This is a genomic window from Gordonia oryzae, from assembly GCF_003797185.1.
Lineage (GTDB): Bacteria > Actinomycetota > Actinomycetes > Mycobacteriales > Mycobacteriaceae > Gordonia > Gordonia oryzae.
In genome coordinates this window covers 44480-60725 of record NZ_RKMH01000012.1, presented here as the reverse complement: position 1 = coordinate 60725, position 16246 = coordinate 44480, and the positions used below count along the sequence as shown (strand labels likewise).

The following is a 16246-nucleotide window of genomic DNA, read 5'->3' as shown; positions in this document are numbered from 1 at the left end:
GGCGACGACCCCCGGCAGCCAGGCAACATCGAGGAAGTAGGTACAGCACACGATGGCACGAATCGGAGACGGTGGCGATCTGCTGAAGTGCTCCTTCTGCGGAAAGAGCCAGAAGCAGGTCAAAAAGCTCATCGCCGGTCCCGGCGTGTACATCTGCGACGAGTGCATCGACCTGTGTAACGAGATCATCGAGGAAGAACTCGCCGAGAACGGCGACGTCAAGCTCGACGAGCTGCCCAAGCCCGCCGAGATCAAGGAGTTTCTCGAGAACTATGTGATCGGTCAGGACACGGCCAAGCGCACGCTCGCGGTGGCGGTCTACAACCACTACAAGCGCATTCAGGCCGGAGAGAAGAAAGAGGCTCGTGGCGGTGAGACCGTCGAGCTGATGAAGTCCAACATCCTCATGCTCGGCCCGACCGGTTGCGGCAAGACCTACCTCGCGCAAACGCTCGCCAAGATGCTCAACGTTCCGTTCGCGATCGCCGATGCCACGGCGCTCACCGAGGCCGGGTACGTCGGAGAAGACGTCGAGAACATCCTCCTCAAGCTCATCCAGGCCGCTGACTACGACGTCAAGCGCGCCGAGACCGGCATCATCTATATCGACGAGGTCGATAAGATCGCCCGCAAGAGCGAAAATCCGTCGATCACGCGCGATGTATCCGGTGAGGGCGTGCAGCAGGCGCTGCTGAAGATCCTCGAGGGGACGCAGGCCTCGGTGCCGCCGCAAGGCGGTCGCAAGCATCCGCACCAGGAGTTCATTCAGATCGACACCACGAATGTGTTGTTCATCGTGGCGGGCGCCTTCGCCGGCCTGGAGAAGGTGATCTCCGAGCGAATCGGCAAGCGCGGCATCGGTTTCGGCAACGAGGTGGCCTCCAAGAATGACGTGGATGTCACCGATCACTTCGCCGAGGTGATGCCCGAGGATCTCATCAAGTTCGGGCTGATCCCGGAGTTCATCGGTCGTCTGCCGATCATCGCGTCGGTGACCAATCTGGACAAGGAATCGCTTGTGTCGATCCTGTCCGAACCCAAGAACGCGCTTGTCAAGCAGTACACCAAGCTCTTCGAGATGGACAACGTCGAACTCGAGTTCAGTGCCGACGCGCTCGAGGCGATTGCCGACCAGGCCATCCATCGCGGTACCGGGGCTCGCGGTCTTCGCGCGATCATGGAAGAGGTCCTGCTCCCGGTCATGTACGACATCCCCAGTCGGACTGACGTCGAGAAGGTCGTTGTCACCGCCGAGACGGTGAACGACAACGTGCTCCCCACGATCGTTCCGCGCGCCGAGAGTGACGACGAACGGCGCGACAAGAGCGCCTGAGGCCGTAGCCGACGAGAACGCGGAGTTCGATCCTCATCGAGTTCCGCGTTGTCGTCGTGCGCGCTGACCGAAGCGAGTCAGCTTGCTGTCGCGTGATGCGGTACGAGTCGGATGATCACCGCCTTGGAGACCGGAGTGTTTGAGTCGCGAGCGACCGACCCGAGAGCGACGAGTGGGTTGGTCTCCGGGTAGTACGCCGCAGCATTGCCGCGCGGTGTGTCGTAGGCGACGATCTCGAAGTCGTCCACCTGGCGCTCCTCAAGCCCATCCGGACCCTCGTACTCCGAGATGATGTCGACGTGATCGCCGCGCATGAAGCCGAACGCGGTGATGTCGTCGGGGTGCAGCATCAGCACCCGCCGGTTGCCCTTGATACCGCGATATCGGTCGTCGTGGCCGTACACCGTGGTGTTGTACTGATCGTGGCTGCGGAGTGTCTGCAGGACCAGACGTCCGGCGGGTACGGGTACCGATCTCAACGGGTGGGCGGCGAAGTTCGCTCGCCCGGTGGAGGTCTCGAACCGGCGGTCGTCCCGCGGCGGATGCGGCAGGACGAAACCGTCAGCGGCCCGAACGCGTGTGTTGAAGTCCTCGAAACCAGGGATGACGCGCGAGATGTGCTCGCGGATCACCCGGTAGTCGCGCTTGAGTGACTGCCAGGCGACTGGATGGTCGGGGCCGAGAGTGGCCTGGGCAAGATCGCAGACGATGGCTACCTCACTGCGCAGGAGATCCGACGCCGGGGTCAGTGAGCCGCGTGACAAATGGACCACCGACATCGAGTCCTCGACCGACACCTGTTGTGCCACACCGTCGATGACATCCTTGTCTGTCCTGCCGAGGGTCGGCAGGATCAACGCCGACCTGCCGGTGGCCACATGGGACTCGTTGAGTTTGGTGCTCACCTGGACCGTCAGCGCGCATCGCGCCATCCCTGCCTCGGTGAGCCTGGTGTCAGGTGCGGCCGAGACAAAGTTGCCGCCCATCGCCATGAACACTCTGACCTCGCCCCGCCGCATGGCGTTGATGGCGCCAACGGTGTCATACCCGTGGGCCCGCGGGCTGGTGATGCCGAACTCGGTGTCGAGGGACGCGAGGAACGCTTCGGGCATCTTTTCGTAGATGCCCATGGTGCGATCACCCTGCACGTTCGAGTGACCACGGACAGGGCAGACACCGGCGCCGGGCTTGCCGATCATCCCGCGCAGCAGCAACATGTTCACGCCCTCGGCGATCGTGGCGACTCCGTGCTCCTGCTGGGTCAGGCCCATTGCCCAGCAGAGAATGATGCGCTCGGAAGTCGCAACCCGCTCGGCGAGGGCCCGGATCTGGGCGTCATCGAGTCCGGTGGCCTCGATGATCTCGTCGAGTTCGACATCGGCGAGCAATGCGAGATACTCGTCGAGGCCGGCACAGTGGTCGCGGAGGAACTGGTGGTCGAAAACAGTTCCGGGATGCGCTTTCTCGGCCTCCAGCAGGAGGCGGCAGATGCCGCGGAACAACGCCATATCGCCGCCGATCCGGATTTGCAGAAAATCGTTGGCGAGCCGGGTGCCCTCGCCGACCACGCCGCTGGGTTTTTGCGGATCCTTGAACCGCATCAGTCCCGCCTCCGGCAGCGGGTTGATCGCGACGATATGCGCCCCGTTGCGGGTCGCCTTCTCCAGCGTCGAGAGCATCCGCGGATGATTCGTGCCCGGATTCTGGCCGGCGATGATGATGAGGTCGGCAGTCTCGAGATCGGGCACCGAGACCGAGCCCTTGCCGATGCCGATCGACTCGGTCAGCGCCGTACCCGACGACTCGTGACACATGTTCGAGCAGTCGGGCATGTTGTTCGTTCCCAGGCTCCGGGCGAACAATTGGTACACGAATGCAGCCTCATTGCTGGTGCGACCCGACGTGTAGAACACCGCCTGATCCGGGTGCTCCATCGCGTGTAGTTCGTCGGCGATGATCCGGTGTGCCTGATCCCATCGCACCGGGCGGTAGTGGGAGTCGCCGGCAGCGAGGTACATCGGGTGCGTCAATCGCCCCTGCTGTGACAGCCAATATCCCGACCGGGTACGCAGGTCCTCGACGGAATGTACGGCGAAGAATTCGGGGGTCACGACGCGGCGGGTCGCCTCCTCGGCGACCGCCTTGGCTCCGTTCTCGCAGAACTCCGCGTGTTTGCGATGACCGGGCGTTTCCGGCCACGCGCAGCCCGGGCAATCGAATCCGTTGCGCTGATTGAGTTTGGCCAGGGTCCTTGCGGTACGAACGGCGCCCATCTCGTGCACCCCGCGCTCCAACGCCACCCGCACCGCCGGCACCCCGGCTGCGTAGGTCTTGATCTCACCGACCTGTGTGGTGGTGGGTTCTTCTACGGACGTCGGTTTGCTGCGGCTCATCTGGCCATCTTCGCCTATCGGGAACGAGATTTCGACCACACTGGTGTGATGACTGCTGATACCCCTGACACCTCGACCGTAGGTCTTGCCGCGCTCGTTCTCGCCGGCGGACGCTCCCGGCGAATGGGACGAAACAAGGCTGCGATGGAGTGGCAAGGACAGCCGATGCTGGCAGGTATCGTCGAGGTCCTCAACGGCTGTTGCGACTGCGGGGTATTCGTTGCCGCTCCCACCGGTTCCCCGGCGTATCAGGAACTGCATGGCACGGGTGGTCCGCGGGCCCGATGGGTCACCGGTGAGCAGCAGGGGGCAGGACCTCTCGGCGGTCTGGCGGCAGGGCTGGCGACCACCGGTGAACACGGCGCCGAGATGGCGTTCGTGTGCGCCACCGACATGCCGATGATCGCACCAGGACTGGTCGCCGAACTGTCAGCGGCCATGACCAAATCGACCGAGGCCGTCGTCGCCCACGATGCTGACCGTGACCACCCCATGGCGGCCATCTACCGGGTGGGCGCCGCGGACACGGTGGCCGCGCTGGTCGAGTCCGGCGAGCGACGGATGACCGCAGCGCTCGATGCTCTGGTGACCCGACGGATCACGGTGAGTGACCCGTCATGGCTGATCAATGTCAACGCCCCCGAGGACCTGCACCGCCTGCGCGCACTCGCGCCATAGCGGCCCCGCGGTGCGCCGCGGCGGGCAGGGGGCGCGGGAGCGTTGGCAGCGTTCCCTAAGATTGGGGCGTGACCACACCCGATTCCTCCCGCGAGCTGCCGAAGTCCTGGGACCCCGCCGAACACGAGGCAGCGCTGTACCAGCGATGGGTGGACGCAGGCTATTTCACTGCGGACGAGGCCGGCGAGAGGCCGCCGTTCTCGATCGTCATCCCGCCGCCCAATGTCAACGGCTCCCTGCACATGGGGCATGCATACGAGCACGTCCTGATGGATGCGCTCGCGCGGCGCCGTCGGATGCAGGGCTACGAGGTGCTCTGGCTGCCCGGAATGGACCACGCGGCGATCGCCATGCAGACCATGGTCGAGCGCAAACTTGCCGATGAGGGTCTGACCCGCGACGACCTCGGACGTGACGCGTTCATCGAACGGGTATGGGCCGAGAAGGCCGCGATCGGCGGCAACATCGGTAAGCAGATGCGCCGTCTCGGCGACAGCGTCGACTGGAGCCGTGAGCGCTTCACGATGGACGACGGACTGTCCCGCGCGGTGCAGACAATGTTCAAGAAGATGTACGACGACGGACTCATCTACCAGGCCGAACGTCTGGTGAACTGGTCGCCGGTCCTCAAGACCGCGGTCAGCGACATCGAGGTCAGCCACGCCGACGTCGAGGGTGAACTGGTCAGCTTCCGCTATGGCTCGCTCGACGACGCCGAGCCGCACATCGTGGTGGCCACCACTCGCCTGGAGACGATGCTCGGCGACACCGCGATCGCGGTGCACCCCGACGACGAACGCTATGCGCACCTGATCGGGACCGAACTTGCCCACCCGTTCGTCGAGCGCACGATCCCGGTGATCGCCGACGACTACGTTGACCCGGAATTCGGCAGTGGTGCGGTCAAGATCACCCCGGCCCACGACCCCAACGACTTCGCGATCGGCCGGCGCCACGATCTCCCGATGCCGACCATCCTCGACGAGGAAGCCCGGATCTTCGGCACCGGAACACCATTCGACGGCATGGACCGCTTCGAGGCGCGGGTCAAGGTGCGCGAGGCACTTGCCGAGCAGGGCCGCATCGTCAAGGAGATCCGGCCCTACCTACACAGCGTCGGACACTCTGAGCGCACCGGTGAGCCGATCGAGCCGCGCTTGTCGATGCAGTGGTGGGTGAAGGTCGCCCCGCTGGCCAAGACCGCCGGTGATGCCGTCCGGGACGGGTCGACGGTGATTCACCCGTCGTCGATGGAGCCGCGCTGGTTCGGATGGGTCGACAATATGCACGACTGGTGCATCTCGCGTCAGCTGTGGTGGGGCCACCGGATTCCGATCTGGTACGGACCCGATGGTGAGGTGGTGTGCCTCGGACCCGACGACGCGCCGCCCACCGGGTTCACTCAGGAGACCGACGTCCTCGACACCTGGTTCTCCTCGGGTCTGTGGCCGTTCTCCACTTTGGGCTGGCCCGAGCAGACCGCCGACCTCGAGAAGTTCTATCCCACTTCGGTTCTCGTCACCGGTTACGACATCCTTTTCTTCTGGGTGGCGCGGATGATGATGTTCGGCACCTATGTGGGTAGCGACCTCGGGCCGGGCCGCCGCGTGCCGTTCCAGAATCTGTTCCTGCACGGCCTGGTGCGTGATGAGCACGGCCGCAAGATGAGCAAGTCCAAGGGCAACGGGATCGATCCGCTGGACTGGGTCGAGAGGTTCGGCGCCGATGCGTTGCGTTTCACGCTGGCGCGCGGGGCGAATCCGGGCAGCGACATCTCCGTCGGCGAAGACCACGCGCAGTCCTCGCGCAACTTCGCGACCAAGCTGTTCAACGCCACCAAGTTCGCACTGATGAACGGGGCCGAGCTGGGCGAGCGGCCCGCCCCTGCGGATCTCACGATCGCCGACCGGTGGATCCTGTCGCGCCTGGACGAAGTGCTCGCCGAGGTCGATGCGGGCTTCGAGTCATACGAGTTCTCCAAGGTATGTGAGGCGCTCTATCGCTTCGCCTGGGACGAGTTTTGTGACTGGTATCTGGAACTGGCCAAGGTGCAGTTCGCGGAGATCGACGAAAAGCGTTCGCAGACAACGCGGCTGGTTCTCGGTGCGGTGCTCGACCCGTTGTTGCGCGCACTCTCACCGGTGATGCCGTTCGTCACCGAGGTCCTGTGGACGTCGTTGACCGGCGGCGAGTCGCTGGTGATCGCGCCTTGGCCTACGGCCTCGAGCCGACCGACCGACACCGAGGCGGCGACCGCGGTGGAGGATCTACAGAAGCTGATCACCGAGGTCCGACGCTTCCGAAGCGATCAGGGGCTCAAACCGGGGCAGAAGGTGCCGGTGCGGTTCACTCACCTCGATGACGCCGGACTGGCCGGACTCACCGGGTACGTGGCGGCGCTGGCCCGGGTGGAAGCGCCGGGAACCGAGTTCACCGCGACCGCCGTCCTCGAGGTGCGACTGAGCGCGGCAACGGTCGGGGTCGAGATCGACACCTCCGGGACCGTAGACGTGGAGGCCGAGCGCAAGCGGGCCAGCAAGGATCTCGCCGCTGCGGAGAAGGAACTGGCCCAGACCACCGCGAAACTGGGTAACGAGCAGTTCCTCTCGAAGGCACCGGAGGCCGTGGTGGAGAAGATCCGCGCGCGCCAACAGATCGCCGGTGACGAGGTGCAACGACTCACCGCCAAGCTGGCTTCGCTGGGCGGATCGTGACCGGCCCACACGGGTCCGACCCCGACCGCGACGATGCGGCCGAGGGCTCCGACGACGAACCGATCTTCACCGCCGCCGACTTCGCCGGGTGGGAGGACGCGGGTGACATCGAGCCCGACGACCCATTACCCGACGACCTCGGACCCGACGACGTCTCTCCCGACCGGATGGACCTCGCCTCGCTGCTGACCGACGACGAGGAAACGTCCGCCGACGTCCGGGATCGTGCTCCACTGACGGTAGGGGACAGTGCGGCCGATCTCGCCGAGCTCGCCGAGGTGGAGGCCGACCTCGATATGCGCTGGCCCGAGACGAAGATCGAGCCCTCGCTGACGCGCATCGCGGCGTTGATGGATCTGCTCGGCTCGCCGCAGCACGCCTACCCGGCGATCCACGTCGCCGGGACCAACGGCAAGACGTCGGTGACCCGGATGATCGACGCGCTGCTCGTCGCGTTGCACCGGCGCACAGGACGCATCACCAGCCCGCATCTGCAGCGAGTGACCGAGCGGATCGCCGTTGACGGACAACCCATCTCGGCGCGCGCCTACATCGACACCTACCGCGATCTCGAGCCGTACATCACCATGGTCGACGACTCGTCGACCGCCGCCGAGGGTCCCCGGATGAGTAAGTTCGAAGTGCTCACCGCGATCGCCTACGCCTACTTCGCCGAGGCTCCCATCGATGTGGCCGTCGTCGAGACCGGGATGGGTGGCCGCTGGGATGCGACCAACGTCGTCGACGGTGCGGTCGCGGTGATCACCCCGATCGCGATGGATCACGCCGATTACCTCGGCGACTCGCTGGCGGCGATCGCGGGGGAGAAGGCCGGGATCATCAAGCGCGCCAAGGACGATCTCGTCGTGACCGATCCGGTCACCGTCATCGCCCCCCAGCCGCCGGAGGTGATGGAGGTGCTGCTGTGCGAGAGTGTGGACAAGGGCACGATCGTGGCCCGGCAGAACTCCGAGTTCGCAGTGCTCGACGCGGTCACCGCCGTCGGCGGGCAGATGCTGCGCATCCAGGGGCTCGGCGGTGTCTACGAAGAAATCTTCTTGCCGCTGCACGGCGAGCATCAGGCCGCCAACGCCGCCCTCGCGCTCGCGGCGGTCGAGGCGTTCTTCGGTGCCGGGCCCGATCGGCAACTCGACATCGATGCCGTCCGTGCGGGTTTCGCCGCGGTCAGCAGCCCAGGACGGCTTGAGCGGGTGCGCAGCGCGCCGAGTGTGTTCGTCGACGCCGCGCACAATCCACACGGCGCCCAGGCACTCGCGCGCGCGCTGACCGACGAATTCGATTTCCGGCGGCTCGTCGGGGTCGTGGGTGTGCTCGGGGACAAGGACGCCGAGGGGGTACTGGCCGCGCTCGAACCCGTTCTCGATCACGTCGTCGTCGCCAACAACGGCTCACCGCGGGCGCTCGACGCCGAGGATCTGGCCGAGATCGCCCGCGAGGTGTACGGCGAGGACCGCGTCACCGTCGAGCCATTTCTGCCCGACGCGGTGGCCGCGGCCATCGCGCTGGCCGAGGAATCCGACGGCGAGCCGGTGTCCGGGGCGGGTGTGATCATCACCGGTTCAGTGGTCACCGCAGGCGCTGGGCGAACCCTTTTCGGCAAGGAGCCCGCATGACTGAGCATCCCGGCTTCACCGCACCTGCCACCGACCCGTGGCGCGGTCTGCGTGGCGTGATGGCGGGCACGCTGGTCCTCGAGGTCATCGTCATGCTCCTCACTTTCCCGATCGTCGCGAAGATCGGACCCGGGTTGACCTGGGTCTCCGGGATCTATCTCGGCGTCGTCACACTGTCGATGGTGCTCGCCTGCGGGATGCAGGGGCGTCGGAGGGCTCTCGAGCTCGACATCGGCCTGCAGATCCTGGTGATCATCGGTGGGGTATTCCATTGGTCGATCGCCATCGTCGGGCTCTTGTTCCTGTTCGTGTGGCTCTACATCCGCTATGTCCGTGCCGATGTCGCCCGACGTATGGGCGAGGGCCGGTTGGCCGGTCAGGAGCCCATCGACTCGTGACGGCCGCTGCGTCGCCCTGGCCGATCTGCCGGGAATGTCGGTAATGATCTGTGGCGCAATGTTTCTCGTCGCCCGCGATTGGGTACTGTTGGCGCGTCGAGATCACGAGAGGACAAGCCAACGGTGAGCGATTTGACCTATACCCAGGCCGTTGTGATGGGCCTGTTGCAAGGTGTGACCGAATTGTTCCCGGTGTCGAGCCTGGGGCATTCGATCCTGGTGCCTGCATGGCTCGGGGGTGACTGGGAAAGGTTGGTCACCGAATCCGACAGTGCCGGGCACACTCCGTTCCTGGCATTCGTCGTGGCGCTGCACGTCGCGACCGCCGTGGCGCTGGTTTTGTTCTATTGGCGCGACTGGGTCCGAATCGTCGGTGGCTTCCTCTCGTCGCTGCGGCACCGTTCCATCGAGGGTGACGACGCCCGCCTGGCGTGGCTGATCATCCTCGCCACAATCCCGGTGGGGATCGTAGGTCTGATCGCCGAGAAACCGCTGCGGGTGGTGTTCGCCACCCCGCTCGCCGCGTCGGTCTTTTTGCTCCTCAACGGTCTCGTGCTATTGACGGCCGAACTGCTGCGGCGTCGCGCAGCCGCCGGACAACACGCAGCGCAACCCTCCGGCGGCAACAATCGGGCGATGACATCGCTGACGATGTGGGAGGCCGTCGGCATCGGCGCGTGCCAGATTCTGGCCTTGCTCCCCGGCATCTCCCGATCCGGCGTGACGATCTCCGCGGGCCTCCTGCGTCGCCTGGTGCACGAGGACGCGGCGAAGTTCGCGTTCCTGCTGGCAACCCCCGTCATCTTGGCCGCGGGCCTGCTGAAGATCCCCGAGCTGTTCGGGCCCGAGGGGCACGGCATCGGCGGGCAGGTCCTGGTGGGTTCGCTCTGCGCATTCGTCGCGGCACTCGCGGCCGTGGCCTTTCTCGCACGCTGGTTCCACACGCGCACGCTGTACCCATTCGTGATCTATTGCGTGCTGGCCGGCGCGATCAGCATCGTTCACTTCGCCTGACCGCGCCCTCGCGCGTGTTGTCCGTTCGGCCGACGATCGGTGCCCAATCGTGACCTCGATGGGGTGTTCTCGTGCTCACACCTCTTGCAGAATTGCGCGAAGTCGCGACGAGGCCTGCGATTGCCCAATCGATCACTCACCACCAGATCCTGTGGGGTCGACACCTGTTGAGTGTTCGGCGATGTCTTCGACGGCTCCGGCCGACCTGCATCCGGCGGCGGCACCTCGTTTCCGCTGCACCGCAACCGCTCCGCACCAGAACCGCCGACGCACCATAACCCCGAACCAGAAGGAGCCGCGTGATCATCGACCGCGCCTGCCACTGCACCACCAACGAGACCCGGGCCCGGTCGGTCGCCGGACACGGTGCCCTAGCACTGCTGGCGGTGGCGGCAGCCGGTGCGGCAGTGATGACCACAGCGGCTCCGTCGTCCGCTGCACCCACACCGACCCAGCCCGCTCCCGATTCGCAGGTACTTCGCGTAGTCGATGTCCCCGAGGCCGGTCCGCCGATGCCAGTGCCCACCGGTTCCTTCGGTTACCTCGCCACCCACGACCTCACCACGCGGATGGCGTCGATAAACACCGCTGAAGCGATCGCCGCTCTGCCGGTTCCGGAGCCGTATCGTCCGGCGAACACGGCGCTGGCCGAGAATCTCGATCTGGCCGTCAAGGGTGCGCTGGCAGACCCAAAGGGATGCGTGCAGGTGATCGTCGATCCGCGGTCCACCTCCAGCGGGTTGTTCAATTACGGCTTCTACGCCGTGTCGGGGCAGTACTGCCCGTAGGAGTGCGACCGTCGCGCCGATAAGGTGTGCTCGTGACTGAACGGACACTGGTACTGATCAAGCCCGACGGTGTTGCCCGCGCCCTGGTGGGTGACATCCTCGCCCGCATCGAGCGCAAGGGCCTGGCCCTCGTGGCGCTGGAACTGAAGACAGTCGACGATGAGCTGGCCCGTCGGCACTACGCCGAACACGAGGGCAAGCCCTTCTTTCCGGCACTGCTGGAGTTCATCACTTCGGCGCCGCTCGTTGCCGCCGTCGTCGAGGGACCGCGTGCGGTCGCAGCATGGCGGCAGATCGCCGGTGGTACCGACCCCGTCGAGAAGGCGGTACCAGGGACCATCCGCGGGGATTTCGCACTGAGCACCCAGAACAATCTCGTCCACGGCTCAGACTCTCCCGATTCGGCTGAGCGGGAGATCGCGATCTGGTTCCCCGACCTCGACTCCTGACCCTCGCAACATCCCGGGTCGACGCGAGCAGCCCATGAGTGCCGGCGTCGCCCCGTGGTGTGGGATACTTGTGGGGTTATCACGGACACACTTTGTCCGTGGCAACACCGATGACGTTCGGAAATGGGTTGGACCAGCATGAAAGTCCCGGTCGAGATGGCCGGGGCGGTGAGGGCCGGCCCACTCACCCTCCCCATCGCGGTGGGTCGCCGACGGCGAACCGCCGGCAGGCCACAGCCTTCGTGATGGCGTGGAGGGTGGACCGCCGTAACCCATCGACCCAGCAAGAGCGCCCCGCAGCTCCGATCGAGCCAAGGGGGCGCGCAGACCACACAACACCGGCCGCCGGCCGGGACACACAGCAGAGGCCCTCGCGTGGCCGCGTCCGATGGACGCGCCCGGGGGTTCGAGGAGACACGAGTGACCGACAACGGGTCACCGGCTGACGCGAACGCAGCGTCGGATCCGGTGGAAGAATTCCCCAGCAAGCTCCGTGTGCACGCACTCGCCCGAGTGCTCGGGCTGACCAGCCGCGAAGTGCTCGCGCATCTCGCCGAGTTGGGCTGGCATACCCGCAGCCCACAATCGAGCGTTGAACCGGAGATGGCTCAGGCTGTCGCGCAACGCGTGCGTGCGACCGATGGGTCCGCCGACGGGACCGATGCGGCCACACCGCCGGCCGAGGCAACCCAGGCCGAGGCAACCCAGGCCGAGGCAACCCAGGTCGAGACCCGGCAGGCGGAGCCGGTGGCCTCTGTCGCCGGCCCCGATGTCACCGACACCGATGTCACCAACCCCGAGGCGTCGGGAGCCTCCGGCGGGGAAACACCGGCCGCAGAGGCGCCCGGAGAGTCTCCGGCAGGTGAGGCGGCGACATCCCAATCGCCGGCCGATGACACCGCAGCGTCCGACACCGCAGCGTCCGCCACAGCAGCTCGTCCGCAGTCGGACGTGCCGATGTTGTTCTCCGCGGCCGACATCGGCAGTCATGCGCCCGTCCAGTCGACCGGTGAAATCGCGGCGGGTCCGCTGTTCCTGCAGCCGGACACCTCGACTCCCACGCCGTCCCGATCGACACGCACTCCGAGCGCAGACTCTACGAAGGCCGAGCCGACGACGGAATCGCTCACTCGGGCAGAAACCGCCGCCGATACCGATGATCAGGCCGACGACGGCGCCGAGGACGATTCGTCGGATGAAGGCGGACGGAACCGCAGGCGCCGGCGTGGACGACGCGGTCGCGGTCGCGGTCGGGGCGATCAGGCCGACCGTACTGACTCGCCGGAGGACTCCGGATCGCAGGGCGACGACTCAGATTCCATCAATCTGTCGTCGAGTGAGGGCGACTCCGCCGATTCGCCCGCAGGCTCCGGAGTGACCAGCTCATCCTCGGTCGACAAGCAGCAGTCGGTATCCGGCAAGAAGTCGGCGAAGAAGTCCGGAAAGAAGGACGTCACCAAGGCCGACGGATCGAACGCCCACGGATCGAACCCCGACGGATCGAACCCCGACGGATCGAAAGCCGACGGATTTGCAGGCGGCGGACCCGCGCCTGACCGAGGCGGAGCCGACAATGCCACGGGCAGAAGTGACGACAAGCACCCTGCCGACGATGTCACGGCGGCCGACACCGACACCGACGACGAATCGGATGATGGTGACGACTCCACGATGCCGAGCTCCAAGCGGCGCCGTCGCCGGCGTCGGCGCAAGGGCGGCGGCGAGATCGAAGATGTGGCATCCGATGATCCGCCCAACACCGTGGTGCACGAGCGTGAGCCGCGCAGCAAGCGGGTCCGCGACGAGGTGCAGGGCATCTCCGGGTCGACGCGCCTTGAGGCCAAGCGGCAGCGTCGTCGGGACGGCCGCGACGCCGGGCGCCGTAGGCCACCGATCCTGAGTGAGGCGGAGTTCCTCGCCCGCCGCGAGGCTGTCGAGCGGGTCATGGTGGTGCGTGAACGCAGCGCCAACAGTTCGCTGCACACCACCGATTACGCCGACCCTGCGGCGATCGAGGACTATACGCAGGTCGCGGTTCTCGAGGACGGCGTCCTCGTCGAACATTTCGTCACCACCGAGACGTCGTCGTCGATGGTCGGCAACATCTATCTCGGGCGCGTACAGAATGTGCTCCCCGGCATGGAGGCCGCGTTCGTCGACATCGGACGAGGACGTAACGGTGTTCTCTACGCCGGTGAGGTCAACTGGGATGCCGCGGGCCTCGACGGCGGGTCCCGCAAGATCGAGCAGGCACTGGCACCCGGTGACAACGTGGTCGTGCAGGTCAGTAAAGACCCGGTGGGTCACAAGGGTGCTCGGCTGACGACGCAGATCTCGCTGGCCGGGCGCTATCTGGTGTACGTGCCGGGCGGTTCGTCGACCGGCATCAGCCGCAAGCTGCCCGACATCGAGCGCAAGCGTCTCAAGCAGATCCTCGCCAAACTGGTCCCCGACGACGCCGGCGTGATCATCCGCACCGCATCGGAGGGGGTCAGCGCCGACGAGCTTGCCGCCGACATCGAACGTCTCGAGTCCAAGTGGAAGGCGATCGAGTCCGCGGTCTCCGACGCCAAGTCCGAGGGCAAGAAGGGCAGCGGCTCGCAGAATCCGAGGGCACTGTACGAAGAGCCCGACCTCTTGGTGCGGGTCGTCCGTGATTTGTTCAACGAGGACTTCCGCAAGCTCGTTATCGAGGGTGACAAGGCGTGGAACCTCGTGGAGGGCTACGTCAGCTCGGTCGCTCACGACCTGATCGAGCGGGTCGAGAAGTTCGAGCGTTCCCACGCTGACGCGCCGGACTCCTTCGTGGTGTACCGGATCGACGAGCAACTCGCCAAGGCGCTCGACCGCAAGGTCTGGCTGCCCTCGGGTGGCACGCTGATCATCGAGCACACCGAGGCCATGACGGTCATCGACGTCAACACCGGCAAGTTCACCGGCGCCGGCGGCAACCTCGAGGAGACGGTCACCCGTAACAACCTCGAGGCGGCCGAGGAGATCGTCCGGCAGATGCGGCTGCGTGACATCGGCGGCATGATCATCGTCGACTTCATCGACATGGTCCTCGAATCCAACCGAGATTTGGTGTTGCGACGTCTCACCGAGGCCCTGGCCCGTGATCGCACCCGCCACCAGGTGTCTGAGGTGACCTCGCTCGGGCTGGTGCAGATGACTCGCAAACGACTGGGAACCGGTCTGCTGGAAGCGTTTTCGACCACCTGCACCGCTTGCGGTGGCCGCGGTGTGATCGTTCATTCCGCGCCGGTGGAGGTCCGGACCGACGACGCGGGGCGTGCCGACACCGGGTCGAAGAAGTCGCGTCGCGGCAAACGCAAGGCCGAGCAGCCCGCCGAGCAACACAAACCCGCCCACAATCCGGCCGAACACCCGATGTTCCGGGCGATGGCGGCGCATGCTCACGACGGCGACGAGGACCATGACGGTCTGGTCCACGAGGATCATGACGGTCACGAGTCCGCGACGACCTCTCGACAACGACCGCGGAATGCTCCGGAGAGGAACGACACACCGGAACTGGAGCAGCCCGAGGTCGCGGCTCCGGAGGGAACCGACACCGCGGCCGAGAGTGCCGCCGACACCGTCGATGCCGCCGACGCCGTACCGTCGACCGACGCCGCCGGGCGCGGATCGACCAACGGTGAGGTCACGGTGAGCGCTGAACCGGACACTGGGGCGAAAGCCGGCCCGGCCCGTCGGGGCAGGCGACGAGCGGCACGTCGTGCCGCATCGCCGACGACGACGTCGGAGGTGCCGCCGCTCGTCGTCGGAGATGCCTCGGTGCAGCCCCCGGCCAAGCCCCTGACCACATTCGGCCCGACCACCGAGACGGCCGAGACCGCTGTTGCGGTCCGGCAGCGGCCGCGGCGTCGGGCCGCGGGTCGTCCGGCCGGTCCGCCCGCCGAGGAGTAGGCGCGGCGGCGGTTGCCGGAACCGGTGCGGCGGGTTTGACCTGACCGGACTGGCTCCCGTAACCTTGATTGGTCGCCTCTGGCGGAGGGTTCAAGCTGTGCCGATTCCCAAACGGATCACCATCCCGAAGGGTGTTATCGGCCGGGAATTCCCTTCGCGGCAGGCCCTTCGGAGTGATCTGATGCAATCCCGGTGTAGCCGCTGGGTTTCGCACGGCCCACGTCGGAGATGCGCACACCCACACACCCGTGGACGCACACATGTGTCACACGGCCCGAGATGATGAACAAGAGGACAGCTTCGATGGCAACGTACGCGATCGTCAAGACCGGCGGTAAGCAGTACAAGGTCGCCCAGGGCGACATTGTGAAGGTCGAGAAGATCGACAGCGAGCCGGGCACCACCGTGAGTCTGCCGGTGGCGCTGGTCGTCGACGGCTCCGAGCTCACCACCGATGCCGACAAGCTCGCGACGATGTCGGTCACCGGTGAGATCGTCGAGCATGTCAAGGGTCCGAAGATCCGTATCCACAAGTTCAAGAACAAGACCGGCTACCACAAGCGCCAGGGTCACCGTCAGAAGCTGACGGTCCTCAAGGTCACCGGTATCAAGTAATTCTCGTCTCAGCGTTACCCAGGAGGACTGACACATGGCACACAAGAAGGGCGCGTCCAGCTCGCGCAACGGTCGCGATTCCAACGCCCAGCGGCTCGGCGTCAAGCGCTTTGGCGGCCAGCAGGTCAGCGCCGGCGAGATCCTGATCCGTCAGCGCGGCACCAAGTTCCACCCCGGCGTCAATGTCGGCCGTGGTGGCGACGACACCCTGTTCGCGCTCGCGTCGGGTGCGGTCGAGTTCGGCACCAAGCGTGGCCGCAAGACCGTGAACATCGTTCCGGAGGCCGCTCAGGCCTGACC

The 16246-nt window shown here is 66.0% G+C and carries 12 protein-coding genes; 11 read left to right on the top strand and 1 reads right to left on the bottom strand.

All coding sequences use genetic code 11. The features are described 5' to 3' along the window. The first annotated feature begins 52 nt into the window (after positions 1 to 52). A complete protein-coding gene (clpX, locus tag EF294_RS15935) occupies positions 53 to 1333 on the top strand; it encodes an ATP-dependent Clp protease ATP-binding subunit ClpX (RefSeq protein ID WP_006371265.1) in 1281 nt (426 codons plus the stop codon). Positions 1334 to 1410: 77 nt separating this feature from the next. On the opposite strand, the gene EF294_RS15930 is transcribed toward clpX, so the two are convergent. Continuing rightward, complete coding sequence (locus tag EF294_RS15930; RefSeq protein ID WP_123931837.1) at positions 1411 to 3726, bottom strand: FdhF/YdeP family oxidoreductase; 2316 nt, start codon at positions 3724 to 3726, stop codon at positions 1411 to 1413. A 48-nt stretch (positions 3727 to 3774) separates the two neighbouring features. Here EF294_RS15930 and mobA point away from each other — a divergent pair, with 48 nt between their 5' ends. From mobA to rpmA, 10 genes are all read left to right on the top strand, one after another. Beyond that, entirely contained in the window at positions 3775 to 4404 is a 630-nt protein-coding gene (mobA, locus tag EF294_RS15925) for a molybdenum cofactor guanylyltransferase (RefSeq protein ID WP_123931835.1), read from the top strand. Positions 4405 to 4472: 68 nt separating this feature from the next. Further along, positions 4473 to 7118 carry a valine--tRNA ligase gene (locus EF294_RS15920; protein WP_123931833.1) on the top strand — a complete coding sequence of 882 codons (2646 nt, stop codon included), beginning with the start codon at positions 4473 to 4475 and terminating at the stop codon, positions 7116 to 7118. A 167-nt stretch (positions 7119 to 7285) separates the two neighbouring features. Continuing rightward, positions 7286 to 8752, top strand: coding sequence for a bifunctional tetrahydrofolate synthase/dihydrofolate synthase (gene folC / locus EF294_RS15915; RefSeq protein ID WP_246007906.1), 1467 nt, complete (start codon positions 7286 to 7288; stop codon positions 8750 to 8752). Then, positions 8749 to 9150 (top strand): DUF4233 domain-containing protein, encoded by a 402-nt coding sequence (locus EF294_RS15910; RefSeq protein ID WP_123931829.1) that lies wholly within the window; start codon positions 8749 to 8751, stop codon positions 9148 to 9150. The genes folC and EF294_RS15910 overlap by 4 nt, the downstream gene beginning before the upstream one ends. 123 nt (positions 9151 to 9273) lie before the next feature. Beyond that, entirely contained in the window at positions 9274 to 10164 is an 891-nt protein-coding gene (locus EF294_RS15905) for an undecaprenyl-diphosphate phosphatase (RefSeq protein ID WP_123931827.1), read from the top strand. A gap of 299 nt (positions 10165 to 10463) precedes the next feature. Continuing rightward, positions 10464 to 10952, top strand: coding sequence for a hypothetical protein (locus EF294_RS15900; RefSeq protein ID WP_123931825.1), 489 nt, complete (start codon positions 10464 to 10466; stop codon positions 10950 to 10952). 32 nt (positions 10953 to 10984) lie between these two features. Beyond that, complete coding sequence (ndk, locus tag EF294_RS15895; protein WP_123931823.1) at positions 10985 to 11401, top strand: nucleoside-diphosphate kinase; 417 nt, start codon at positions 10985 to 10987, stop codon at positions 11399 to 11401. 420 nt (positions 11402 to 11821) lie between these two features. Next, positions 11822 to 15331: a translation initiation factor IF-2 N-terminal domain-containing protein gene (locus EF294_RS15890; protein ID WP_123931820.1), complete on the top strand. Its 3510-nt coding sequence runs from the start codon at positions 11822 to 11824 to the stop codon at positions 15329 to 15331. Between the two features lie 303 nt (positions 15332 to 15634). After that, on the top strand, positions 15635 to 15946 hold the full coding sequence (gene rplU / locus EF294_RS15885) for a 50S ribosomal protein L21 (protein WP_123931818.1): 312 nt from the start codon (positions 15635 to 15637) through the stop codon (positions 15944 to 15946). A 34-nt stretch (positions 15947 to 15980) separates the two neighbouring features. Further along, on the top strand, positions 15981 to 16244 hold the full coding sequence (rpmA, locus tag EF294_RS15880; protein WP_123931816.1) for a 50S ribosomal protein L27: 264 nt from the start codon (positions 15981 to 15983) through the stop codon (positions 16242 to 16244). Positions 16245 to 16246 lie beyond the last annotated feature (2 nt).